Genomic DNA, 21,642 nt, shown 5'->3' with positions numbered 1-21,642 from the left:
AGGACTCCGTTAACGAGAGGCGAGGGCGATGGCGATCTCGGCACCGAGCAGCGCGTTGTTCTTCACGAGCGCGATATTGGCGGCGAGGCTCTTGCCGGCGGTGATTTCGACGATGCGGCCCAGCAGATAGGGCGTGACCGCCTTGGCGGCAATGTTCTGCGCTTTCGCATCGCGCAGCGCCGTTTCGATCGCGCCGCCGATGATTGCGGCCGGGATTTCGTGTTCGGCCGGAATCGGATTGGCGATCAGCGCGCCGCCGCGTAAGTCGAGCCGCCATTTGGCGTCGAGAAAGGCCGCGATGTCGGCGGCGCTGTCGAGCCGGAGCGGCGCCTTGAGATCCGACTCGCGCGAATAGAAGGCGGGAAACGTGTCGGTGCCATAGGCGATGACCGGAACGCCAGCGGTCTCCAAGGCTTCCATGGTCGCGGGGAGGTCGAGGATGGCTTTGGCGCCCGCCGAGATGACCGCCACATTGGTGCGGCCGAGTTCGGTGATGTCGGCGGAAATGTCGAGGCTCGTGTTCCAGCCGCGATGCACGCCGCCGACCCCTCCAGTCGCGAAGATCCTGATGCCGGCCATGGCGGCGATGCGCATGGTCGCGGCGACGGTGGTGGCCGCCGGGCGCTTGGTGATGAGCGCGTAGGGCAGATCGTGGGTGGAGGCCTTCAGCACGTCCTTTTCGCGCGCGAAGAGCTCAAGCTCACCGGGCTCGAGGCCGACTTTCAGCTTGCCGTTCAGCACCGCGATGGTCGCCGGGGTTGCGCCGGCGTCGCGGATGATCGCCTCCACCCCGCTCGCCATTTCCAAATTCGCCGGATAGGCCATGCCATGCGAGATGATCGTCGATTCGAGCGCGACCACCGGCGCGCCGTCCTTCAAGGCGGCGGCGACTTCGGGGCTGATGACGAGATCTTGGGCTGCGGGTGCGGTCATGGCGATTCGGGTCCTCGATTGAGCATGTCTTCTAACGCATCGGGAGTGATCTTGTCGCTGACCGAGGTGCGGCTCATGACGGTCAGCGCGGCGGCGGCCTGACCGAGTTTGGCCGCGCGCTCCAGATCGGCGCCTTGCGCGAGGGCGTAGAGGGCGCCGGCAAAGGCGGCGTCGCCCGCGCCGGTCACGTCGAGCGCGCGCACCGCGAGGCTCGGGACGTGCCGGCGGCGGGCGTCGCCCGCGTATTCGGAAATGAAAACGCCCGAATGGCCGGCCCCCATGATCAGGTGGGTGACACCGCGCGCGTGCAGGCGGTTCTTCGCTGCCTCGAAATCGCTGTCGCGATCCATGATCGTGCCGCCGAGCTCGGCAAGCTCCTGCAGATTGGGGGTGAGCAAGGCGATCGGCAGCCTCGCGTCGAGCACGGCGAGGGCGCGCGGCGCCTTGGCGACGGAGACGGGATCCAGGGCAAAACGCGCCCCTTGTTCTTGAGCGAGGCGGGCGAGCGCCACCAGGGTGAGGGGGGCGAGATTGGTGTCCGCCACGATCCAGTCGGCGCGCGGCAGCGCGCGGGCGCGCGCCTCGGCCTCATCCGGCGTCAGAGCTTGCAGAATGTCGAATGAGGAGACGGCGATGTCGAGCTCGCCGTCCGGCGCGAGGACGGCCGTGTAGGAGGCGGTCGGCTGATCGGAGTGCAGCATCTGGCTGCAATCGATGCCGAGTTCTTGCGCATGGGCGAGGATCGCGTCGCCTTGCGGGTCGCGGCCGAGCGCGGAAATCAGCGAGACGCGCTGGCCGAGACGGGCAAGGTTTTCCGCGATATTGCGCGCGACGCCGCCGAAGGTGACGTGGGTTTCGCCCGGGTTCGACGTGTGCCGGATCGGCGGCGCATGGGCGCGCGCCTTCACATCGAAAGACGCGCCGCCGACCAGGATGAAATGCAAAGGTGAGGGCATGGGGGGCCTTGGCACGCGCCCTTCTCCCACATCATAAACCGGGTCTACCCGGTTTATGCATTTTTGGATGCTGAACTCGGGCAAGCCCGAGTTCAGTGCGGGAGAAGGTGGCCTCGCGAAGCGAGGTCGGATGAGGGAGAATCGACTGGATCGAACGGTCTTCTTATCAGAAAACCATCATCACGAGAGGGATTTTTGGGAGCTCATCCAGTCGCTTGTCCCTCATCCGCCTCCCCATGAACTTGGATATATCCAAATTCATCATTCTTGATGATCAAATCGGGCTTGCCCGATTTGATATGGTCGGCACCTTCTCGCGCAAGCGGGAGAAGGGACGCTCCGACTACCTTGCAAAGGTCAGTTCCGGCGCTTTGTCCGTGGGCGGCAGCGCCTCGATTTCGGCGATGCCCGATTTGACCGCTGCCTGGACCTTTTCGAAGGCGCGCACCTCGATCTGGCGCACGCGTTCGCGCGAGATGTTGAACTCTTCCGACAAGGCTTCCAGCGTCACCGGTTCGTCCTCCAGGCGCCGCGCCTCGAAGATGCGGCGCTCGCGCGGATTGAGGACGCTCAAGGCCCGGCGCAGCGCGCCGAGACGGTTGTCGGTCTCCTCCTGCGCGACGAGACTATGCTCCTGCGATGCCTGCTCATCGACGAGCCAATCCTGCCACTCGCCTTCGCCCTCTTCACGCAATGGCGCGTTGAGCGAGGCGTCGCCGCCGAGGCGGCGGTTCATTTCCTGCACTTCCTGTTCGCTCACCCCGAGCCGGGTCGCGATCTGCGCCACATGTTCGGGCTTCAGATCACCGTCCTCCAGCGCCGAAATCTGGCTCTTGGCCTTGCGCAGGTTGAAGAACAGCTTCTTCTGGTTGGCGGTCGTGCCCATTTTCACGAGCGACCATGATCGCAAAATATATTCCTGGATCGACGCCTTGATCCACCACATGGCATAAGTGGCGAGGCGGAACCCTTTCTCGGGCTCGAAGCGTTTGACCGCCTGCATCAGGCCGACATTGCCTTCGGAAATGACTTCGCCGATCGGCAAGCCATAACCGCGGTAGCCCATGGCGATCTTGGCCACCAGGCGCAAATGGGACGTGACGAGTTTTTGCGCCGCGTCGCGGTCGTCATGCTCGCGCCAACGCTTGGCGAGCATATATTCTTCCTGCGGCTGCAACATGGGGAAGCGTCTGATTTCGTCGAGATAGCGCGAAAGACCGCTCTCGGCCGAAATCATAGGCAACGCATAAGCCATATAATCCTCCTTCTGAACTCCCGCGTCCGGCGAGTTCTGGACGGCCACAAAAGCCAGCCGTCCGTGGCTGATATATAGGAATTGGCAACCGTGGCTGAAAGAGGGCAGGGGTATGGATTATTCGGCACCCTTCTGAGGCGCGCCGTCCGGCCGTTCCCGGCCCTTGCCGCCTGGCTGGGCCAGTAGTTCTGCCCGTTGACGCTCGTATCGCAGGGGGTGCCGATAATCTCCTCCCTTCCCGCCTCAAGCCGCGCGGCGCGGATAGGGGCAGCCCGGGGCGGCCGGCTTCAGTTTGTTTTTCAGGTTTTTCGTTTTCGTCCTCTTGCCGTCCTGCCGGCGGCACGGCGCCGGGATCGGCGGAAGCCGCGGCCTTCACTTTGTTTTCCGGATTTTCGGATATGTCCGATCGGGCCGCTGCGGTCTGTGGGCATGGATCGGCCGCATCGACGCCGACCGATGCCCCACTTTGCCTGTTTTGCTGTTCCGCGAGGGCCCGCGCTTGTTCCGCCGCGCACATCGCCTTGTACGTAGCGACCAGTTCGCGGTTGAGCCGGAGGAACGCGCGAATTGCCCGCATTTCGGTCCGGATCGCCGCGGTGAACACGCCGGTCTTGAGAGCATTGCACGCGACCCGCGCCTTGCCGGCCGCAGTTTTGGGCCCGGTGCTCTTTGTCCAAGGTCTGCTGGCCCGAGCGCGCGCCGCCTGCGCCGCCCGCCGCTCCGCCGTCCAAGTTCCTGCCATGACCGCCCTCCACCGACGTTCACTATATGTTCTTTGGCCACGCATGTCAAATGTTTATCTGCGGGGAAAAGGGCAATGCGTTCAGGTTAAAGGAAGGTTTCCAATCTGCCACGCGATACCGGCGGCGTCTCGGTATGCCATAGCGCCAGGGCTATATCGGCCTCTTGGCGGCTCTTGTGGAGGCCGGGCCGCTTTCTATGCCCCAATCTCCCTGTTTTGTTGACCTGAACGTGTTGCCCTGCCGCGCCCTTCGTATAGCTGGACCTGTGCTGCTCGCAGAGCCTATGTTGCTCCGATTGGCGAAAAGCTGGCGTGGGCGGCTTTGAGAAAGAGACCTTGCGCTGGCGCAGCGGTTGATGGAGGCTCGAATGAGCAAACCCACCGAAGAGGCCGAGTATAACTTCAGGAATGCGCAGCGCTCATTTACGCGCGGAATCCTTAACGCCGGAAACGATCTCAATGCAACGGATACGTTCGCCGGCCTCCAATATATTGCAGAGGGTCTGGTAAATCTGGCCACCGGGCTGCGCGCAACTTATTTGCTGCTCGAAGAGGTCAATCGGAAGCTCGACCGACAGGCCGCGCGCGGTGGGCATCTCTGAAAATGGGTGTTGTTGGTGTGGACCGCCCGCCACCGGTGTCGCGAGGTGCCGTGCGCGCCGCCTGCGCCGTCCAAATTCTCGCCACGACCGTTCCTCGTAAAATGTTTGCTAAATGTTCCCTTGTGGGGCGTGTCAAGCGTTATGTGCCGGGAGACGACGGGCTTTTTTTGCGAATTTTCAAGCCGCGCTTAGCTGCCTTGCATTGAAACCGATGCCATAATGGCCGACATTGACCTTATCGGTTCTCATGCCGTGTATCGCAGGAGGGTACGATGACCAACCGGTTCGTTATGTCTGTTTTATTAGGTGTTGGTGTTCTGAGTCTGGCGGCCTGCACTACGCCGCAGGAGCGTATCGGCGGCGCCGGCACCGGCGCCGTGGCCGGTGCGGCGGTTGCTGGCCCGCCCGGCGCCCTTGTCGGCGGCGTTGCTGGTGTGATTACGGGGCCGACAGTGTCGCGCAGCGTCGGCCTGCATCGCCACGGCCACTATTATCATCATCGCCGCCGCGTCCATCATACATAGGAGCAAGGATGCCACGTCTCCGCGCGCCGGGTGAACCGGCGTGCGGGGGCTGATCGTTGAAAATCGCCAGCGCGAAGGCTGGCGCCAGGTTTTTTTGTTTTCGGCGTGGCCGCAAGCGCAATTATCGGCCGGACAACGCCTCTTCCAGCGCCGCCAGATCCGGCGGTAGCTCGCTTTCGAACAGCAATTCCTCGCCGGTGACCGGATGCTCGAACCCGAGCACCGCCGCATGCAATGCCTGGCGATGGAGCTTCGCCAGCACGGCGCGCGCGGCTTCGGGCAGGCGCGAGGCCTTCGTCTTGAAGCCGCTGCCATAGACGGCGTCGCCCAGCAGCGGATGGCCGATATGGGCCATATGGACGCGGATCTGGTGTGTCCGGCCGGTCTCCAGCCGGCAGGCGATGAGGCTTGCCTGGCCGCCGAAGCTCTCCAGCTTCTCCCAATGGGTCACGGCCTCGCGGCCCTTGCTCCCGCGCATGATCGTCATTTTTTCGCGCTGATGGGTGTGCCGGCCGATCGGCGCATCGACCGAGCCGGAACTGCGCTCCGGCTCGCCCCAGACGAAGGCGCGGTATTCGCGCACCAGCGACCCCGAGCGGCCGTGGTCGGCAAAGAGGGCCGCGAGGCCCTGATGCGCCGCATCGTCCTTGGCGACGACAAGCAGGCCGCTCGTGTCCTTGTCGATCCGATGCACGATGCCGGGCCGTTTCACGCCGCCGATGCCGGACAGCGAGGTGCCGCAATGGGCGATCAGCGCATTCACCAGCGTGCCGTTTTCGTGTCCGGCGGCGGGATGCACGACGAGCCCGGCGGGCTTGTCGATGACGATGAGATGATCGTCCTCATAGACGACGGTCAGCGGGATATTTTCGCCTTGCGGCTCGGCGGGCGCCGCTTCCGGCATGTCGAGCACGACGACTTGCCCCGCGCGGACCTTGGTTTTCGGCTCGCTTGCCGGCGCGGCGTCGATCGTGACCGCGCCCTCGCCGATCAAGGTCTTGATGCGGGCGCGCGACAGATGCGCGCCGCCGCGGGTTGCCGCATGGCCGAGGAACAGATCGAGCCGCTGCCCGGCCTCGTCCGGCTCGACGGCAAAGGCGTGCTGGCCCTGGGGCAGGCTCGGCAGGGCGGGCGGCGGCGGAGCGAGGTCGACCTCGTCGTCCTCTTCCTCGTACCAGCCGGAGGCGAGGCGCGCCTGACGCTGTTTGGCATATTGGTTCATGAGCGGGGTGTAGCGGGCGGGCGCGGCCAAGCCAAGGAAATTGTGCCGCCCTTGCATTGTCGGTGACAGCGCAATCGCCTATACGCGGCCCAATGAATGCAAGCGTTCCCCACATTGCGATCATCGGCGCCGGGCCGGCCGGGTTGATGGCGGCGGAGGTGCTCGGCGCGGCGGGCCTTGCCGTCACCCTTTACGAGCGCATGCCGTCGCCGGCGCGCAAATTCCTGATGGCCGGGCGCGGCGGCCTCAATCTCACCCATTCCGAGGATTTCGACCGCTTCGTTGGCCGTTATGGCGAGGCGTCCGATTGGTTGCAGCCGATTCTGGCGGCGTTTCCGCCGCAAGCCTTGCGCGACTGGTGCGAGGCCTTAGGCGAGCCCACATTCGTCGGCTCGTCAGGCCGCGTGTTTCCGAAAAGCTTCAAGGCCTCGCCGCTCCTGCGCGCCTGGCTGCGCCGGCTGCAATCCTATGGCGTGAGCTTGAAGACCAGGCACGCGTGGCGCGGCTGGGATGTGGAGGGCGCGCTGGTGTTTTCGACGCCGGAGGGCGAGGTGCATGTCCGCAGCGCTGCAACGGTGTTGGCGCTCGGCGGCGCGTCCTGGCCCCGGCTCGGCTCCGACGGCGGCTGGCGCGACATCCTGGGCGCGAAAGGCATTCCCGTGCAGCCGTTCGCCCCGGCCAATTGCGGCTTTGACGTCGCGTGGTCGCCGCATTTCCGGCAGCGCTTCGCCGGCACGCCGCTGAAACCGGTCGAGGCGCGATTCGGATCCGAGACCTCGCGCGGCGAGATCATGCTGAGCGATTACGGGGTCGAAGGCGGTGCGATCTATGCCCTGTCGCGCAGCTTGCGCCAGGCGATTGCAGCGCGCGGCGAGGCGGTCCTGACGCTCGATCTCAAACCCGGCGTGAGCGCGGCGGAGCTTGGCGCGCGCCTCGTCCGGCGACGCCTCGGCGAGTCGATGGCGAATCGGTTGCGCAAGGTGGGGTTGAGCGCCGCCGCCGCGGGCCTGTTGCGCGAAGGGCTCGAGGAGGGCGATCTTGCGGCGCGGATCAAGGCGGTGCCGCTGCTGCTCACCGGCACGCGACCCTTGGAGCGGGCGATTTCCTCGGCCGGCGGCATCGAGCGCAGCGCGGTCGATGGTCATCTGATGCTGAAGGATCTGCCAGGCGTCTTCGTCGCCGGCGAAATGCTGGATTGGGAGGCGCCGACGGGCGGCTATTTGCTGCAGGCGAGTTTCGCGACCGGCGTCGCGGCGGCCAAAGGCGTGCTGCACGCTCTCGGCCGCCGCGCGCCGTCGGCGACGGGTTCAACGACGCCTTGATGGCCGCGCACAAATGACACACGACCTCGCCAGGTATTTCATTGCATGGAAAGAATTTCCCTTTATATCACGCGGGGAACACGCTTGAATTTTTGGGGAAAAACGCCCCCGATACGGGATAGCCAGGAGCGGATAATGATCGATGTGAAACAGATGCGTCAGACAATCATACGCGGATTCGGTGTTGTCCTTCTTGCGGGCCTGGCCCTTAGTCCCGCCTTTGCGCAAACGCCCAAGAAGCCGGCGCCGAAACCGGTTGCTGCGGCGCCTGCACCCGCTCCAGCGCCCACGCCGGCACCAGATCAGACCCAGCAAGCCGCTCCAAACACGCCCGGACAAACCGATGCATTGATGGGCGACTGGAAGATCACCTGGCTCGACAAGGGCAACCAGGTGACGGCCATGAACGTCGTCGATGTGCATCGCGCGTCCAACGGCGCCGTGGTGACCGGTACGCTCGCGATGCCGGACGGCAAGACCTGCAAGATGAGCGGCATCTTCCTGGCCCGTCTCTTCGGCGTCTATCCGAACGGCAGCGATGTCGGCCTCGGCCTCTTGCCGGTCGATGGCTCCTACCACTTCAACGGCGATTGTGACGGCGCCCATGTCGTGTTCGACACGCTCGATGTTTCGCTGGCGCCGACCAACCTGCGCATCGTCGGCCGCGCCGCCGTCGTGGTGCCGAACACGCCGCCGCAGATGCAGATCATCCTGATCTCACGCTAAAATCGTCGTCCGCGACGGACGCGGTTTTACAGACGAGGAAACGGGCCGCCCCTCCGCGGGCGGCCTTTTTTGCGGCTTTTGCCCGATGCCATGATTCGGCGTGAGGCCGCTGCGCAACACGCAAGAGAGATACTCCGCCTTCCCATGGGCTAATCCGAAAGGGGGATTTCGAATGTGTGCAAAGAGTAAACCGCTTCACATACCGCAATGCAGCGCGCGCCTAAAGTTGGCCTCAAGACAGCGATTGTGGGGACACGAGATGACGATGACCAGGCATCCGCAGGCACCAAATCCTTACTGGGGCAATGCACTCATTGTTGGTGGAGGCTTCGCGCTCTGGGTGGCTTTGCTCGGCTTTGCCTGGATCAACGGAGGATGGCGGAGCGACGGATCATATCTGGGCGATAGGCTCGCAAACGGTCGTCGCCCGGCGCTGGAGCACGCCATCGGAACCACGCCGGTGGCCGCGATCAGGGATGACAATGCCTTATGCGGGCTGACCGAAGCCGAGGAAGCGCGCGAGCTCGAAAGCGACGTCGCGAAGAATCTGGCGATCCTCGACGGCACATACAGCAAATATGTCGAACAATCCTTCGCGACGGTGACGGCGACCCCGGCGGACACTGTGGGGCAGCTTGTGAATGGTGCATGCAGGACCGTGGCGAGGGATACGGCCGTCAAAGTGGAGTGATGTCGCGTTTTATGTCGCCCGGCGGGTTGCGGAATTGAACGGGACCGCATGCGAACGCGCGGTCCACCCCTGTGCGCCGCCCGGGACGCGCGCCATAAAGACGATACATTTCAAAGCGATACCCCCTTTGCCCCGCGCGGCAGGGAACGGCGGACGTTGCAGCGCGGTTCCCGCACGGGCGCTAGAGCATTTTGCGTTCTTTCAGAATCGCAAAATTGCTCTAATTCTTTGTTTTGTCGCATTTTCTTAACCGAAAAGTCGCTCAACTTTTCTGGAAAATGCTCTAGTCCTGGATTTTTTTGGCCAGACGCCACAGTCTCGCCCCAACAAGTTCGCATATGTGAGGTATGTGTGAATTGATTCACATACGCCTCGTGGCGAATGGTCTTACTGCACTTGTTTCAAACCGTTCGGAAACACCAAAATGCCTTGGATTGTTTTTGTCATTGGCGGTGTGATGGTCGCGCTGGGGCTCGGGTTGACGGCACATTGGGCGATCGAGAGGGCGCGCGTTCGGCGAGCCAAGCGGCTGAGACTTGAGCCTAGCCCAAAGCCGGAAGCTTAAATCGCCTTGTCTTTGCGACCAATTGCTCGCTCAGCCCACCGCCTGCAATCCAGCGGCGGGCCGCGACAGGCTCCTCGCTTTTCCGGTCAATCTATTCTTCTTTAAATTCCGGCCGGCCGAGGAAATACTCGAAGTCTTCGATTGAGAATTCGCGCGGCACTTTGTCAAAATCGCGATAGGCCGTGAAGTCGACCAGTGGAACCGAACGCTCCTTCTCGCTACGATATCTGTGAACGGCCTCCCGTAACGTAATATCATGGCCTTCAAAGCTGATCATCTCGTCCGGATCATAATCAAAGGTCTCTGACATGGGTCATCTCCTCCTTTGAATTCTTACTGTGAGATTTAGGGTTTCGGCGGCGACAATCAATGTGAAACCTCAAGCGAGGGGATTGCCCGGCACGAGGTCAATTTTCCGAGCGCTGCATCTCGGCGCACCGATCCGCGATGTTCGGGCGCGGGCACATGGTTACGGCTGGAGAGCGCAAATCGTCACGGGCAACAGTTTGTTGTCTTGTTGCATCGCGATTTAAGTTCTTGAAAACGGTTGCTTTTTACTGGTGCTGCCAGAGAGGATCGAACTCTCGACCTCTCCCTTACCAAGGGAGTGCTCTACCACTGAGCTACGGCAGCATCGACAGGCGATCGCAGGCGCATTGAGGCGGCGCGTGCGTCGAAAGCGGGCGGGTTGTGCCACAGGCTTTCGCCTATGGCAAGGACTAATCGTCGGATTTTCAGTGAATTGGCAAGCCGGGGTGGAAAGAGTGGTTTCCAGCCGCGCGAACTTGCCTTATTGGCGTGGCTTTCACGCACTTAAAGCCCCCTGGAACACAAGGAAACATGGCCGAACGCCCGCCGTCCAAAGCCGCCAAACCGCCCGGCGCCGATGCCGCGGCGCGGCAGGCTGCGGCCGAAGCGGCGCGCGAGGCCCGGCTTGCCGAGGCGCTGCGGGCCAATCTGAAGCGCCGCAAGGCCCAGGCGCGCGGCCGGCGCGATGCCGCGGCGGATGACGAATCGCAGGACAAGTGACGGCGCAAATATGGCGGCCTCATTGGTTTTTGCACAAATGCGCCTTATTTCCCTCCTGCCCGCCATGGCAAGGGGAGGCTGGATCTTTCCCGGTGGCCGTCGAGGCGGCTGTGGATAAGCCCGTTAGGGCCGGATCTTAAAATGTGTTAACCAATTTCGCTTAAGCTAACGAACAAATTGCAACAATGGCGCGGGTCGCGCGGGGTAGAGGACAAGATGGATCGAATTCGTATTGTTGGCGGCAAAGAACTGAATGGCACGATTCCGATTTCCGGCGCGAAAAACGCCGCGTTGCCACTGATGATCGCGAGCCTGCTCACCGCCGACCGGCTCACCCTGGACAATGTGCCAAATCTCGCCGACGTGAACATGCTGGTGCGCATTCTGGGCAATCACGGCGTCGATTATACGATCAACGGCAAGCGCGCCGGCGAGAACGGCACGACCGGCCGCACCATCCACCTCACCGCCGGCGAAATCGTCGACACGCTGGCGCCGTATGAGCTCGTCTCGAAAATGCGCGCGAGCTTCTGGGTGATCGCGCCGCTGCTCGCCCGCATGGGCGAGGCCAAAGTGTCCCTGCCGGGCGGCTGCGCCATCGGCACGCGCCCCGTGGACCTCTTGCTGATGGTGCTGGAGCGCCTGGGCGCGAGCGTCGACATCGATGCCGGCTATGTGGTGACCAAGGCGGGATCGGGCGGGCTCAAGGGCGCCGAGATCGAGTTCCCGAAAGTGACGGTCGGCGGCACGCATACGGCCCTGATGGCGGCGAGCCTCGCCCATGGCAAAAGCGTCGTGCACAATGCGGCGCGCGAGCCGGAGATCGTCGATCTCGCCGATTGCCTCAACAAAATGGGCGCGCGCATCCGCGGCGCCGGTACCTCGACGATCGAGATCGACGGCGTCGCCCATCTTTCCGGCACCCGCCACGCGGTGCTGCCCGACCGGATCGAGGCCGGCACCTATGCCTGCGCCGTCGCGATGACCGGCGGCGACGTGATGCTGGAGGGCGTGCGGCCCGAATTGTTCCAAAGCGCGCTCGATGCGATCGAAAAGGCCGGCGCGGTGGTCACGACCACCAACGAAGGCGTGCGGATCAAGCGCAACGGCGCCGGCATTTCGCCGGTCGACGTGACGACCGCGCCGTTCCCCGGCTTCCCCACCGATCTGCAGGCGCAGTTCATGGCGCTGATGACCCGCGCCAAGGGCCAGTCGAAGATCACCGAAACCATTTTCGAAAACCGCTTCATGCATGTGCAGGAGCTTGCCCGCCTCGGCTCGCATATCCGCCTCGACGGTGATTGCGCCATCGTCGAAGGCGTCGAGAGGCTGAAGGGCGCCCCGGTGATGGCGACCGATCTGCGCGCGTCTGTGTCGCTGGTGATCGCGGCCCTGGCGGCGGAAGGGGAGACGATGGTCAACCGCGTCTACCACCTCGACCGCGGCTTCGAGAATCTGGAGCGCAAGCTCGGCGCTTGTGGTGCTCAAATCGAGCGCGTGTCCGCGCCGGGTTGAGTGTTTAAAGCACCGCGCGTTAAAGGACCGCGAGCGTCTCGCTCGCAACGGTGCGATAGCGCCGTGCCGGCGCTTGCCAGCGAGATGCTCGCGGTCCTTTCGCTCGCGCCCCAACGCTTTCACATGGACGTACCCGCCGCGCCGCCCTAATCTCCTCATTGGAGGAGACCATGACCGCCATCGCCTTTCCGGCTCCCGACGCCACGATCCTCGCCCGGCGCGGCGAGATCATCGCGGGCCTAACGCAGCTCGTGCCGGCCGAATGCCTGGTAACGAGCGACATTGAGATGCGCGTGTTCGAAACCGACGCGCTCACCGCCTACCGCCGCATGCCCCTGGCGGTCGTCCTGCCGCGCAACACGCAGGAGGTCAGCGCGATCTTACGCTATTGCAACGATCTGCACGTGCCGGTCATTCCGCGCGGTGCGGGCACGTCGCTGTCGGGCGGCGCGATCCCGCAAGAGGATGCGGTGGTGATCGGCGTCGCCAAGATGAATCGCATTCTCGAGGTCGATACGTTCAACCGCTTCATCCGCGTCGAAGCGGGCGTCACCAATCTCGGCGTCAGCAATGCCATTGTGGCAGAGGGCTTTTTCTACGCGCCGGATCCGTCGTCGCAACTCGCCTGCACGATCGGCGGCAATGTCGGCATGAATTCCGGCGGCGCCCATTGCCTCAAATATGGCGTGACCAGCAACAATGTGCTCGGCGTCAAAATGGTGCTGATGGATGGCGAGATCGTCGAAGTCGGCGGGCCCGGCCCCGATCACCCCGGCTTCGATCTGCTCGGCTTCATCGTCGGCTCGGAAGGCCAGTTGGGCATCGTGACCGAGGCGACATTGCGCATCCTGCCGATCGCCGAAGGGGCGCGACCGGTGCTGTTCGGCTTTGCCTCCTCGGAAATCGCCGGCGCCTGTGTCGCAGCGATTATCGCCGCCGGCATCATTCCGGTGGCCATGGAATTCATGGACAAAGCGGCCGTCGCGATCTGCGAGGCTTTCGCCGGCGCCGGCTATCCGCTGCATGTGGAGGCGCTGCTGATCATCGAGGTCGAAGGGTCCGAGACCGAGATGGACGCACAGCTCGCGCAGATCATCGCCATCGCCCAGCAGCATGAGGTGCAGGTCATCCGGCAATCGCAATCGGCGATGGAGGCGGCGCAAATCTGGAAGGGTCGCAAATCAGCCTTCGGCGCCACCGGGCGTGTCGCCGATTACATCTGCATGGATGGCACGGTCCCCACGGGGCAATTGTCCTATGTGTTGAAGCGCACCGGCGAGATCGTGAAAGAGTATGGCCTGCGCGTCGCCAATGTCTTTCACGCCGGCGACGGCAATATGCATCCGTTGATCATGTACAATGTCAACGATCCGAAAGAGCAGGAAAAGGCCGAGGCCGCGGGCAACGACATTCTGAAGCTCTGCGTCGATGTCGGCGGCTGCCTGACGGGCGAACATGGGGTCGGCATCGAGAAGCGCGATCTGATGCGGCATCAATATGCGGATGTCGATCTGCAGCAGCAGATGCGCGTGCGCGCGGCCTTTGATGAGGCCTGGCTGCTCAATCCGGCAAAAGTGTTTCCGCTTGATGGCCGGGTGATGGGATGAGAACAAATATATGGGACTAAAAAATTCGGCTTTAGATGAAACGATACGGCGCGACCCCTTCTCCCATCGGGAGAAGGTGGCCGACGAAGTCGGTCGGATGAGGGGACACCCTTGCGAGAGTAGCCACCGCAAGACTCCGGCCAATGATGAGTCTTGGGTCCCCTCATCCGTCACGCTGCGCGTGCCACCTTCTCCCTTTGGGAGAAGGACGCCAATCTCGCAGGATCGTTTGACGTGACAGATTTTTTCCCCACCTCCGAAGCTGAGGCTGCCGCCTTCATTTCCGATTGTGCCGCAGCGGGAAAGACGATCCGCATCCTTGGCGGTGGCACGCGGGCGAGGCTCGCGCGCGACATTGCGGCCGATGCGCAGCTCTCCACGCAAAACCTCACCGGCGTCACGCTGTACGAGCCGGCCGAAATGGTGATCTCCGCCCGCAGCGGCACGCCGGTGCGCGAGGTCTTGGCGCTGATCGATCAGCACAACCAAATGCTCCCCTTCGAGCCGCTCGATCATCGCACCCTTCTCGCCACGACCGGCGAGCCGACCATGGGTGGGCTCGCGGCGACGAATGCCTCCGGCCCCAGGCGCATCTATGCCGGCGCCGCGCGCGATCACCTCATCGGTGCGCGCTTCGTGAACGGGCGCGGCGAGATCGTGAAATCGGGCGGCCGGGTGATGAAAAACGTGACGGGCCTCGATCTCGTCAAAGTCCATTGCGGTGCCTATGGCACGTTGGGGCTCCTCACCGAAGTCACGTTCAAATTGCGGCCCAAGCCCGAGCGCGTCGCGACGCTCATTTACAAGCGGCTCGATGAAGCGAGCGCGATCCGGCTGCTCGGCGAGGCGCTCGGCTCGCCGTTCGAGATCACCGGCGCCGCGTATCTGCCCATCGGCCACGGCCGCGATTTTTCGCGTGCGCTGCTGCGCATCGAAGGGTTTGACGCTTCCGTCTCCTATCGCATCGACGAATTGCGCCGCCGTTTTGCCGCTTACGCGACGCCGCGCGAGGCGCTTGAAGGGCCGGATGCCGACCGGCTCTGGCGCGCCGTGCGCGATGTGGAATTCTTGAGCGCGCCGGCCGAGGCGCCGCTCTGGCGTCTGTCGGTCAAGCCCAGCGATGCGGCCGCCTGCGTCGCGCATTTGCGCGCGATCGACGGCGCGCGCTATTTCTACGATCTCGGTGGTGGACTCATCTGGTTCACCGATCCGAGCGGACAGAATGCGGCGCTCATTCGCGACACGCTCGCGGCCATGAATGGTCATGCGACGCTGGTGCGCGGGCCCGATGCGCTGCGCCAGGCCGTGCCGCCGTTCTCACCCTTGCCGGCTGCGCAAGAGAAGCTGATGCGCAGCGTGAAACATGCGTTCGATCCGCAGCGGCTCATCAATCCCGATCTCATGTATCCAGGCCTCTAAATGCAGACGAATTTCACCGCGCAGCAATTGGCCGATCCGCATATGCGGGAATCGGAGAAGATCTTGCGCTCCTGCGTCCATTGCGGCTTCTGCACGGCGACCTGTCCGACCTATCTTTTGCTCGGCGACGAGCTTGATTCGCCGCGCGGCCGCATCTATCTGATGAAGGACATGCTGGAAAACGGCCGTCCGGCCACGCGCGAGGTGGTGACGCATATCGACCGTTGCCTGTCGTGCCTCTCGTGCATGACGACCTGTCCGTCCGGCGTGCATTACATGCATCTCGTCGATCATGCGCGCGCGCATATCGAGCGCACCTATCGGCGGCCCTGGCAGGAGCGGCTCTTGCGCGGGCTGCTCGCGCAGATCCTGCCCTATCCCAACCGCTTCCGGCTGGCGCTGCTCGGCGCCGCGGTCGCGCGGCCGTTCCGGCCGCTCGTCGCGAAGATCCCGAATGTCGGCGCGCGGCTCGAAGCGATGCTCGATCTCGCGCCGCCGAGCCCGCCTGTTCGTGCCGCACGGCACGAGCCGCAAACCTTGCCGGTGGCGCGGGTGAAGCGGCGCGTCGCTATTCTGTCGGGCTGTGCGCAGGAGGTGCTGTCGCCGGAAACCAATGCGGCTGCCCTGCGCCTGCTCGACCGGCTTGGCGTCGAAGTGGTCGTGCCGCGCGGGGAGGGCTGTTGCGGCGCGCTGACCCATCACCTGGGGCGCGAAGCGGCGGCGCTCGCCTTCGTGAAGCGCAATGTCGATGCCTGGATGCGCGAGATCGAAGGGCAGGGGCTCGATGCCATTCTCATCACCGCGTCGGGCTGCGGCACGATGGTCAAGGATTACGGCTTTCTGCTGCGCGACGATCCGGCCTATGCGCAAAAGGCGCCGCGCGTGGCGGCGCTGGCGCAGGACATCACCGAGTTCCTGGGCGCCTTGTCGCCAATGGGCGAGATGATGCGCCGCGCGCCCTTGCCGCTCGAGCGCCGGGCGCAGAATCTCACGCTTGCCTATCATTCGGCGTGTTCCATGCAGCACGGCCAGAAGATCACTGATCTGCCGAAACAGCTTTTGCAGGCGGCTGGCTTTCGCGTGAAGGACGTGCCGGAAGGGCATATCTGCTGCGGCTCGGCCGGTACCTACAATATTCTGCAGCCCGAGATTGCGCGGCAGCTCGGGCAGCGCAAGGCCAAGAACATTCTGCGGCAGAAGCCGGATGCGATCGCCGCCGGCAATATCGGCTGCATCACGCAAATCGGCCGCGCCATGCAGGAGGGCGAGGCGCAAGTGCCGATCGTTCACACGGTGGAACTGCTCGATTGGGCCTATGGCGGGCCGGAGCCGAAGGGGCTTCGTCGCAGTACAGTTTAATGCGAGAATTTTCTGCCGTGCCTTCGTCCGCCCGCTGGCAAGGCAATCATGAGTTTCGCGGCCGACTTCCAATCGGTCGCTTCATGTCTCTCATGAACGCGTTGGCGCTCAGCCCTTGGTTCGCGACGGCGTCTGTTTCGGCGGCTTCCGGTACGGCCCATCGCGCATGGAGCCGGGCGTTCTCCGCTTCAAATGGCGAAGCCCCAATGTCGCGCAATAGCCGTTCGTCGAGCGAATACCATTGCCGCTCGGCACGGTCGAAAAGCCGGATGGAGGCCCGAGCCGTCAGCGCCTGGAACGCGGTGGTGATCCGCGAAAAGATTCCTGTTAGAATGACGGTTCCTTTGTGCGGTGTCGCGACGCTGATCATGGGCGTGCTCCTTTTGGAATGACGCCGAGTATGAGTGACGTGGACGGCTTAGGGAAACGAGTTGTTCTCATCGAGTTCATTGGGAGAACTCATTATGGCGCAGCGTCCGGCTCTCGATCTGGAACTTTTGCGCACGCTCGTTTGCATCGCCGAGGAGGCGAGTTTCACGAAAGCGGCCGAACGTGTCGGACGGACTCAATCCGCCGTCACGCTCCAGGTGCAAAAGCTTGAAGGTCTTGTCGGACAATCTCTCGTGGTTCGGTCGAAAGGCGGCCCCGTCGAGCTGACGTCGCAAGGGCGCATCCTGGTCGAAAGCGCGCGCTCAATGCTCAAGCTCAACGACGAGGCGTTGCGGGCGGTGTCTTCTCCCGACCTTCCCGCCACAGTTCGGTTGGGCACATCATCGGGTTATATTTCTTGTTACCTTTCGGACACTTTGGAGAGATTTCGTGAGGCGTTCCCGAACGCCCTCGTCGAAGTCACGGAAGGATACTCGTGTCAGCTCACACCCCACATCCGCGACGGGATGTTCGACCTTGTGCTGTGCCAGGCCAGTAGCAAACCGAGGAACTGGCCCTCGACGGAAATCTGGCGCGGTCCGCTCAGATGGGTGACCTCGATCGAGTACCCGGTGCACGTTCAGCGTCCGCTTCCGCTCTGCCTCACGCCGGGCAATTGTCCTTGGCAGCCCCCGTGGATGGACGATTGTTATTGGCGCGGCGCCACGCTCCGGGCGCTCGAGCAGACGGGGATGCCCTACCGCATCGTCGCGTCGGCGGTTGCATTGGAAGGTCTCTACGCACCGGTAGCGGCGGGCGGAGCCGTCACGGTCACCACAGGCCGACGGTTGCCACCGGGTTTGCGTGTGGTCGAGGACGGCGAAGGCCTTCCATCGCTGCCGGACGACGTCGTCATCGTGATCAAGAGCAGGAGCGCGGTCCAGCCGTACACGGACGCTCTGACGGAAATTATTCGATCAACATTCAGTTTCGATTAAAGCATTTTCCAGAAAAGTTATTCGACTTTTCGTTTAAGAACCGCAGGTCCGCGTGAGCGAAAAAATGCGACAAAACAAAAATTTAGAACAATACAAATTGCTTTTGCGGGACAGCCTCACTTCCGCACGAATTTCTCAAACGCCTTGAGGGTCTCGTCCGACACGTAATGCTCGATGCCCTCGGCGTCGGCTTCCGCGGCCTCGCGCGGTACGCCGATAGCGAGGAGCACCTCGACGACGCAACGATGCCGCGCGCGGACGCGTTCGGCCATGGCGCGGCCTTCGTCGGTCAGGAAGATGCCGCGATAGGGGCGGGCCGTGGCAAGGCCCCTTTGCTTCAAGCGGGTGATGACTTTGACGGCGGTCGGATGGGCGACACCCAGACGGCGGGCGATCTCGGTGGTGCGGGCTTCGCCATGGGCGGTGACAAGGTCGTCGATCAGTTCGACATAATCTTCCAGCATCGCGCTGCCGCGGGCCGAACGGGCTTTCTCGAAGCGGTCCGCGTGAACCGATTCGGTTTCCAGCTCCGGCATGCCTGCTGCCGATGTCTTCTGTCCGTCCGCCAATCCTTTTCCCCAATCATTCCGCAATGCGCGATGGCTAGAGCATTTTGCGTTCTTTCAGAAACACAAAATTGCCCCGCTTCTTTGTTTTGTCGCATTTTCTTAATCGAAAAGTCGGGCAACTTTTCTGGAAAATGCTCTAGCGATACTCTTGGCGACGCGCGACGGCAAGTTTGAGGGCGCTGGACAATAAAAAACGCCGCCCCAATGGGCGGCGTTCGAGTTGGGCGCATCGGGGAGGGAGTTAATGCGCCGAAAAAGCCTTGGAGACGCTGGTCTTCAGCGGCTCGACACTGTCCGTCGCAACCTTCTGAGCGAGGGCTGCGAGTTCCTTCGACTGTGCGGTGACAGTCTCAAAGGTCTTGCGAGCATGCTCGGTCTGCAGGTTGATCGCCTCGGCGACCGTCTTGGCGCCGAACAGAGCCTTGGCAAAGTCGAAAGCGGCTTCCGTGTTGGTGCGGACAGCTTCGAGCGCCTTGGTGTTGAGGGCAACGATGCCCTTGGTGGCGGCGGCGTAGCTGGCTTCGAGCGAGCTCGTCGCATCTTCCGCCACGGTCTTCACGCGGGCGTAAGCCGCGCGGGTGTCCTCGACGCTCTTTTCGGTCGCCTTGCGGACGTTTTCCTGGATTTCGCGCACCGGAGCCGAAGCGACGTCGAACAGCTGGGTCACCTTGGCAGGTTCGGCAGCCAACTCGAGGGCGGGTTGTTCTGCAGCCACTTCGAGCGGTGCAGCTTCCGTCACGGCGTCAGCCTTCGGGGCAGTCTTTTTCGGAGGATTGGCCATTGGTTGGTCCTTTCTCGAAAGATGGAAGCCGATTACTTCTTGGTCACGGAGGAGGCGGCGTTCTGCACGATCGTGCCGAATTCCTTCGCCTGGGCCTGGATGTTGGCCATCTGGGACTTGGCGAATTCCGTCTGCAGCGCGATAACTTCCTGCAGGTCCTTGGCGCGAACCAGCTTCTGGGCCAGATCGAAAGCAGCGTTGATGTTGGTCTCGGCAGCGGTGATCGCCTTGGTGGTGAGACCCTTCACGTTCGTCTGGGCGTTCGAAGCAGCGTCTTCAGCCGAGCCGGCAGCCTTCTGCGCTGCGGTCATGAAGCCTTCGAAAGCCTTGCGGGCTTGGTCGACGCTCTTCTCGGCGAAATCGCGCATTTCGGTGGGGATCTGGTAGTTAGGAAGGTTGGTCATATGAGCTCCTGTTGCGGGTTACGGGCCGACACGCGGTCCATGTCCGTTGTGTTGGACGTCGCAGCGGTAGCCCTTGGAGAACCGTAACCATCCCTAGCATCTCTATTGTGACTTAAAGATGCGTCTTGTCTGGTGCTGCATCGTCAATAGGCAGTCTTATACGACAGTCTATGTTGCATTGCAACAAAATTGTGCGACGCAATATCGCGTGTTAAGCATGAGAGCAATGAAATATGGGCATAGCAGCGCGCGGCATTGGACGGACCGGTTGGCGGCGATTAAGATTTCCTTAACGGTTCCGGCGGGCCGGACCTAAGCGAGGGGCGAGGACTGATCGTTCCATGTCGACATTGACGGATCATCTGCGCGCGCTCTCCGCATCGGCCCCGGACGAGCCGTCGCCGCCCGTTGAGGATAAAGCGGCGGAGGCAGGCGGCGAGCCGCAGCTTTCGTCCGACGAGCGCAACGCCTTCGATGAGATCGCCCGGGCGCTCGGCGGCTGGATAGAGGAAACGCCCCCTGTGTCGGCGCCCGCGCCGGTGAAACCCCAGGCGTCCGCCGGGGCCGACCAATCCTTTGCCCGCAACGCGGCAGCCCTGCTCGACCGGCTGCCGATCGGCATTCTCGTCAGCCGCGGGGAAGTACCGATTTTCGCCAACCGGACCTTGCTCGACCTGCTTGGCCATAGCGATATTGACCGTTTCTACGCCCATGGCGGCTTGGAGCAGATGTTCCAAGGCCGGCGCGCGGCCGAGCGTGGTGCCATGGACGGCGGTGCGATCGCGCTGGCGACCCGGGACGGCCAGGTGATCTCGGTCGACGGGCGCATGCAGACCATCGACTGGGACGGCATGCCGGCGAGTCTGATGTCGTTCCGCCGGTCGCGGCAAGCCGAATTCGCGCCGCGCGTCGAAGCCTTCGAGGCTGAGTTGCGCGCCCGCGCCGCCGAATTGCGCGAACTGCATGCCATTCTGGACACGGCCACCGACGGCGTCGCGGTGCTCGACCAGGCGGGCCGGATCGTGTCGCTCAACCGCGCCGCCGAGGCCTTGTTCGGCCGCGAGCAGCAGGACGCGATCGGCCTGCCCTTCACCGTCCTGCTGAGCCCAGACTCCCACGCCGCGGCACATGAGTATTTGCAGGGGCTGAGAGCGGGCGGTGTCGCGGCAGTCATGAATGACGGGCGCGAGGTCATCGGGCTGGAGCGGCAGGGCGGCATGATCCCGCTGTTCTTGACTTTGGGGCGAATCGGCACGGAGGAGGTCAAATTCTGCGCGGTCTTGCGCGACATGACCCAGTGGAAAAAGGCGGAGCGGGACCTGAGCGAGGCCAAGAAGCTTGCCGAAAAGGCGAGCGCGCAGAAGTCGGATTTCCTCGCCAAGATCAGCCACGAAATCCGCACGCCGCTGAATGCCATCCTCGGTTTCGCCGAAGTGATCCGGGATGAGCAGTTCGGGCCGATCGGCAATGGCCGCTACAAGGATTACGTGCAGGACATTCACGCCTCGGGCACCCATGTGATGAGCCTGGTGAACGACCTGCTCGATCTGTCGAAGATCGAAGCGGGCAAGCTCGAGCTGCAGTTCGTCAGCGTCGACGTCAATCGCGTCATGACCGATTGCGTGTCGCTGATGCAGCCGCAGGCCAATCAGGCCCGCATCGTCACCCGCGTCTCGCTCGCGCCGCACCTCCCCCATGTGCTCGCCGATGAGCGCTCGGTCAAACAGATCGTGCTCAATCTTCTCTCCAATGCGGTGAAATTCAACGAGCCGGGCGGACAAGTGATCGTCTCGACCGCGCTGACCGACGCCGGCCATGCGGTGATCCGCGTGCGCGACACCGGCATCGGCATGTCGGAGAGCGAGATCGAGATGGCGATGGAGCCGTTCCGGCAGCTCGAGACGGCCCGCAAGGTTCCCGGAACGGGCCTCGGCCTGCCGCTGACGCGCGCCCTGGTCGAGGCCAATCACGCCCGCTTCAGCATCCGCAGCAAGAAGCAGGAAGGCACGCTGATCGAAATCACCTTTCCACCGGTGCGGGTGTTGGCGGAGTGA

21 protein-coding genes and 1 tRNA gene are annotated in these 21,642 nt (G+C 63.2%); 12 read left to right on the top strand and 10 right to left on the bottom strand.

Going from position 1 to position 21,642, the window contains the following annotated elements:
• Positions 1-9: 9 nt before the first annotated feature.
• The 3 genes from V9T28_RS16190 to rpoH all read right to left on the bottom strand — a co-directional run bounded on the left by V9T28_RS16190 (position 10) and on the right by rpoH (position 3,144).
• The gene (locus V9T28_RS16190) at positions 10-933 is read right to left on the bottom strand and encodes a pseudouridine-5'-phosphate glycosidase (protein ID WP_116400077.1); all 924 of its coding nucleotides are present in this window, start codon (positions 931-933) and stop codon (positions 10-12) included.
• Positions 930-1,889 carry a carbohydrate kinase family protein gene (locus V9T28_RS16185; RefSeq protein WP_116400076.1) on the bottom strand — a complete coding sequence of 320 codons (960 nt, stop codon included), beginning with the start codon at positions 1,887-1,889 and terminating at the stop codon, positions 930-932. The genes V9T28_RS16190 and V9T28_RS16185 overlap by 4 nt, the downstream gene beginning before the upstream one ends.
• Before the next feature lie 343 nt (positions 1,890-2,232).
• Positions 2,233-3,144 (bottom strand): RNA polymerase sigma factor RpoH, encoded by a 912-nt coding sequence (gene rpoH / locus V9T28_RS16180; protein WP_116400075.1) that lies wholly within the window; start codon positions 3,142-3,144, stop codon positions 2,233-2,235.
• A 1,110-nt stretch (positions 3,145-4,254) separates the two neighbouring features.
• On the opposite strand from rpoH, the gene V9T28_RS16175 reads away from it, so the two are divergent.
• The gene (locus tag V9T28_RS16175; RefSeq protein ID WP_116400074.1) at positions 4,255-4,488 is read left to right on the top strand and encodes a hypothetical protein; all 234 of its coding nucleotides are present in this window, start codon (positions 4,255-4,257) and stop codon (positions 4,486-4,488) included.
• A gap of 272 nt (positions 4,489-4,760) precedes the next feature.
• Entirely contained in the window at positions 4,761-5,012 is a 252-nt protein-coding gene (locus tag V9T28_RS16170; RefSeq protein WP_116400073.1) for a hypothetical protein, read from the top strand.
• A 121-nt stretch (positions 5,013-5,133) separates the two neighbouring features.
• Here V9T28_RS16170 and V9T28_RS16165 read toward each other — a convergent pair whose 3' ends face one another.
• Positions 5,134-6,264, bottom strand: a complete 1,131-nt coding sequence (locus tag V9T28_RS16165; protein ID WP_245424035.1) for an RluA family pseudouridine synthase — start codon at positions 6,262-6,264, stop codon at positions 5,134-5,136.
• A gap of 62 nt (positions 6,265-6,326) precedes the next feature.
• Between V9T28_RS16165 and V9T28_RS16160 the strand changes: the two genes are divergently transcribed.
• From V9T28_RS16160 to V9T28_RS16150, 3 genes are all read left to right on the top strand, one after another.
• A complete protein-coding gene (locus V9T28_RS16160) occupies positions 6,327-7,556 on the top strand; it encodes a TIGR03862 family flavoprotein (protein WP_116400072.1) in 1,230 nt (409 codons plus the stop codon).
• A gap of 135 nt (positions 7,557-7,691) precedes the next feature.
• A complete protein-coding gene (locus tag V9T28_RS16155; protein WP_116400071.1) occupies positions 7,692-8,282 on the top strand; it encodes a hypothetical protein in 591 nt (196 codons plus the stop codon).
• A gap of 265 nt (positions 8,283-8,547) precedes the next feature.
• Positions 8,548-8,973: a hypothetical protein gene (locus V9T28_RS16150; protein WP_116400070.1), complete on the top strand. Its 426-nt coding sequence runs from the start codon at positions 8,548-8,550 to the stop codon at positions 8,971-8,973.
• Positions 8,974-9,629: 656 nt separating this feature from the next.
• Here the strand turns inward: V9T28_RS16150 and V9T28_RS16145 are convergent.
• Positions 9,630-9,848, bottom strand: coding sequence for a hypothetical protein (locus V9T28_RS16145; RefSeq protein WP_116400069.1), 219 nt, complete (start codon positions 9,846-9,848; stop codon positions 9,630-9,632).
• 248 nt (positions 9,849-10,096) lie between these two features.
• Positions 10,097-10,171 (bottom strand) — tRNA-Thr (locus tag V9T28_RS16140).
• Between the two features lie 207 nt (positions 10,172-10,378).
• On the opposite strand from V9T28_RS16140, the gene V9T28_RS16135 reads away from it, so the two are divergent.
• The 5 genes from V9T28_RS16135 (at position 10,379) to glcF (ending at position 16,467) form a co-directional block, all read left to right on the top strand.
• On the top strand, positions 10,379-10,567 hold the full coding sequence (locus V9T28_RS16135; RefSeq protein WP_116400068.1) for a hypothetical protein: 189 nt from the start codon (positions 10,379-10,381) through the stop codon (positions 10,565-10,567).
• 216 nt (positions 10,568-10,783) lie between these two features.
• On the top strand, positions 10,784-12,082 hold the full coding sequence (murA, locus tag V9T28_RS16130; RefSeq protein ID WP_116400067.1) for a UDP-N-acetylglucosamine 1-carboxyvinyltransferase: 1,299 nt from the start codon (positions 10,784-10,786) through the stop codon (positions 12,080-12,082).
• A 170-nt stretch (positions 12,083-12,252) separates the two neighbouring features.
• Positions 12,253-13,689, top strand: coding sequence for an FAD-binding oxidoreductase (locus V9T28_RS16125; protein ID WP_116400066.1), 1,437 nt, complete (start codon positions 12,253-12,255; stop codon positions 13,687-13,689).
• Between the two features lie 234 nt (positions 13,690-13,923).
• Positions 13,924-15,108: an FAD-binding protein gene (locus V9T28_RS16120; protein WP_116400315.1), complete on the top strand. Its 1,185-nt coding sequence runs from the start codon at positions 13,924-13,926 to the stop codon at positions 15,106-15,108.
• Positions 15,109-16,467 carry a glycolate oxidase subunit GlcF gene (gene glcF, locus V9T28_RS16115; RefSeq protein ID WP_116400065.1) on the top strand — a complete coding sequence of 453 codons (1,359 nt, stop codon included), beginning with the start codon at positions 15,109-15,111 and terminating at the stop codon, positions 16,465-16,467.
• Between the two features lie 46 nt (positions 16,468-16,513).
• Here the strand turns inward: glcF and V9T28_RS16110 are convergent, their stop codons facing one another.
• A complete protein-coding gene (locus V9T28_RS16110) occupies positions 16,514-16,837 on the bottom strand; it encodes a hypothetical protein (protein WP_116400064.1) in 324 nt (107 codons plus the stop codon).
• A gap of 94 nt (positions 16,838-16,931) precedes the next feature.
• Here V9T28_RS16110 and V9T28_RS16105 point away from each other — a divergent pair, with 94 nt between their 5' ends.
• Positions 16,932-17,834 (top strand): LysR family transcriptional regulator, encoded by a 903-nt coding sequence (locus tag V9T28_RS16105; protein WP_116400063.1) that lies wholly within the window; start codon positions 16,932-16,934, stop codon positions 17,832-17,834.
• Positions 17,835-17,950: 116 nt separating this feature from the next.
• On the opposite strand, the gene mntR is transcribed toward V9T28_RS16105, so the two are convergent.
• From mntR to V9T28_RS16090, 3 genes are all read right to left on the bottom strand, one after another.
• Entirely contained in the window at positions 17,951-18,370 is a 420-nt protein-coding gene (mntR, locus tag V9T28_RS16100; protein WP_116400314.1) for a manganese-binding transcriptional regulator MntR, read from the bottom strand.
• Between the two features lie 274 nt (positions 18,371-18,644).
• The gene (locus tag V9T28_RS16095; RefSeq protein WP_116400062.1) at positions 18,645-19,184 is read right to left on the bottom strand and encodes a phasin; all 540 of its coding nucleotides are present in this window, start codon (positions 19,182-19,184) and stop codon (positions 18,645-18,647) included.
• A 32-nt stretch (positions 19,185-19,216) separates the two neighbouring features.
• On the bottom strand, positions 19,217-19,588 hold the full coding sequence (locus V9T28_RS16090) for a phasin (protein ID WP_116400061.1): 372 nt from the start codon (positions 19,586-19,588) through the stop codon (positions 19,217-19,219).
• Positions 19,589-19,929: 341 nt separating this feature from the next.
• On the opposite strand from V9T28_RS16090, the gene V9T28_RS16085 reads away from it, so the two are divergent.
• Entirely contained in the window at positions 19,930-21,642 is a 1,713-nt protein-coding gene (locus V9T28_RS16085) for a PAS domain-containing sensor histidine kinase (protein ID WP_116400060.1), read from the top strand.

This window comes from Methylovirgula sp. 4M-Z18 (assembly GCF_037890675.1).
Taxonomy (GTDB): Bacteria; Pseudomonadota; Alphaproteobacteria; order Rhizobiales; family Beijerinckiaceae; genus 4M-Z18.
The sequence above is the reverse complement of the archived record's forward strand: the minus strand, read 5'-3'. Positions and strand labels throughout refer to the sequence as shown.

Bases quoted from the DNA above. Each gene is read 5' to 3' on its own strand.
- V9T28_RS16190 (WP_116400077.1), bottom strand. From the start codon at position 933: ATGACCGCACCCGCAGCCCAAGATCTCGTCATCAGCCCCGAAGTCGCC.
- V9T28_RS16160 (WP_116400072.1), top strand. From the start codon at position 6,327: ATGAATGCAAGCGTTCCCCACATTGCGATCATCGGCGCCGGGCCGGCC.
- V9T28_RS16145 (WP_116400069.1), bottom strand. From the start codon at position 9,848: ATGTCAGAGACCTTTGATTATGATCCGGACGAGATGATCAGCTTTGAA.
- glcF (WP_116400065.1), top strand. From the start codon at position 15,109: ATGCAGACGAATTTCACCGCGCAGCAATTGGCCGATCCGCATATGCGG.
- murA (WP_116400067.1), top strand. From the start codon at position 10,784: ATGGATCGAATTCGTATTGTTGGCGGCAAAGAACTGAATGGCACGATT.
- V9T28_RS16175 (WP_116400074.1), top strand. From the start codon at position 4,255: ATGAGCAAACCCACCGAAGAGGCCGAGTATAACTTCAGGAATGCGCAG.
- V9T28_RS16105 (WP_116400063.1), top strand. From the start codon at position 16,932: ATGGCGCAGCGTCCGGCTCTCGATCTGGAACTTTTGCGCACGCTCGTT.
- rpoH (WP_116400075.1), bottom strand. From the start codon at position 3,144: ATGGCTTATGCGTTGCCTATGATTTCGGCCGAGAGCGGTCTTTCGCGC.
- mntR (WP_116400314.1), bottom strand. From the start codon at position 18,370: ATGCCGGAGCTGGAAACCGAATCGGTTCACGCGGACCGCTTCGAGAAA.
- V9T28_RS16185 (WP_116400076.1), bottom strand. From the start codon at position 1,889: ATGCCCTCACCTTTGCATTTCATCCTGGTCGGCGGCGCGTCTTTCGAT.
- V9T28_RS16150 (WP_116400070.1), top strand. From the start codon at position 8,548: ATGACCAGGCATCCGCAGGCACCAAATCCTTACTGGGGCAATGCACTC.
- V9T28_RS16125 (WP_116400066.1), top strand. From the start codon at position 12,253: ATGACCGCCATCGCCTTTCCGGCTCCCGACGCCACGATCCTCGCCCGG.
- V9T28_RS16135 (WP_116400068.1), top strand. From the start codon at position 10,379: ATGGCCGAACGCCCGCCGTCCAAAGCCGCCAAACCGCCCGGCGCCGAT.
- V9T28_RS16090 (WP_116400061.1), bottom strand. From the start codon at position 19,588: ATGACCAACCTTCCTAACTACCAGATCCCCACCGAAATGCGCGATTTC.
- V9T28_RS16095 (WP_116400062.1), bottom strand. From the start codon at position 19,184: ATGGCCAATCCTCCGAAAAAGACTGCCCCGAAGGCTGACGCCGTGACG.
- V9T28_RS16155 (WP_116400071.1), top strand. From the start codon at position 7,692: ATGATCGATGTGAAACAGATGCGTCAGACAATCATACGCGGATTCGGT.
- V9T28_RS16085 (WP_116400060.1), top strand. From the start codon at position 19,930: ATGTCGACATTGACGGATCATCTGCGCGCGCTCTCCGCATCGGCCCCG.
- V9T28_RS16110 (WP_116400064.1), bottom strand. From the start codon at position 16,837: ATGATCAGCGTCGCGACACCGCACAAAGGAACCGTCATTCTAACAGGA.
- V9T28_RS16170 (WP_116400073.1), top strand. From the start codon at position 4,761: ATGACCAACCGGTTCGTTATGTCTGTTTTATTAGGTGTTGGTGTTCTG.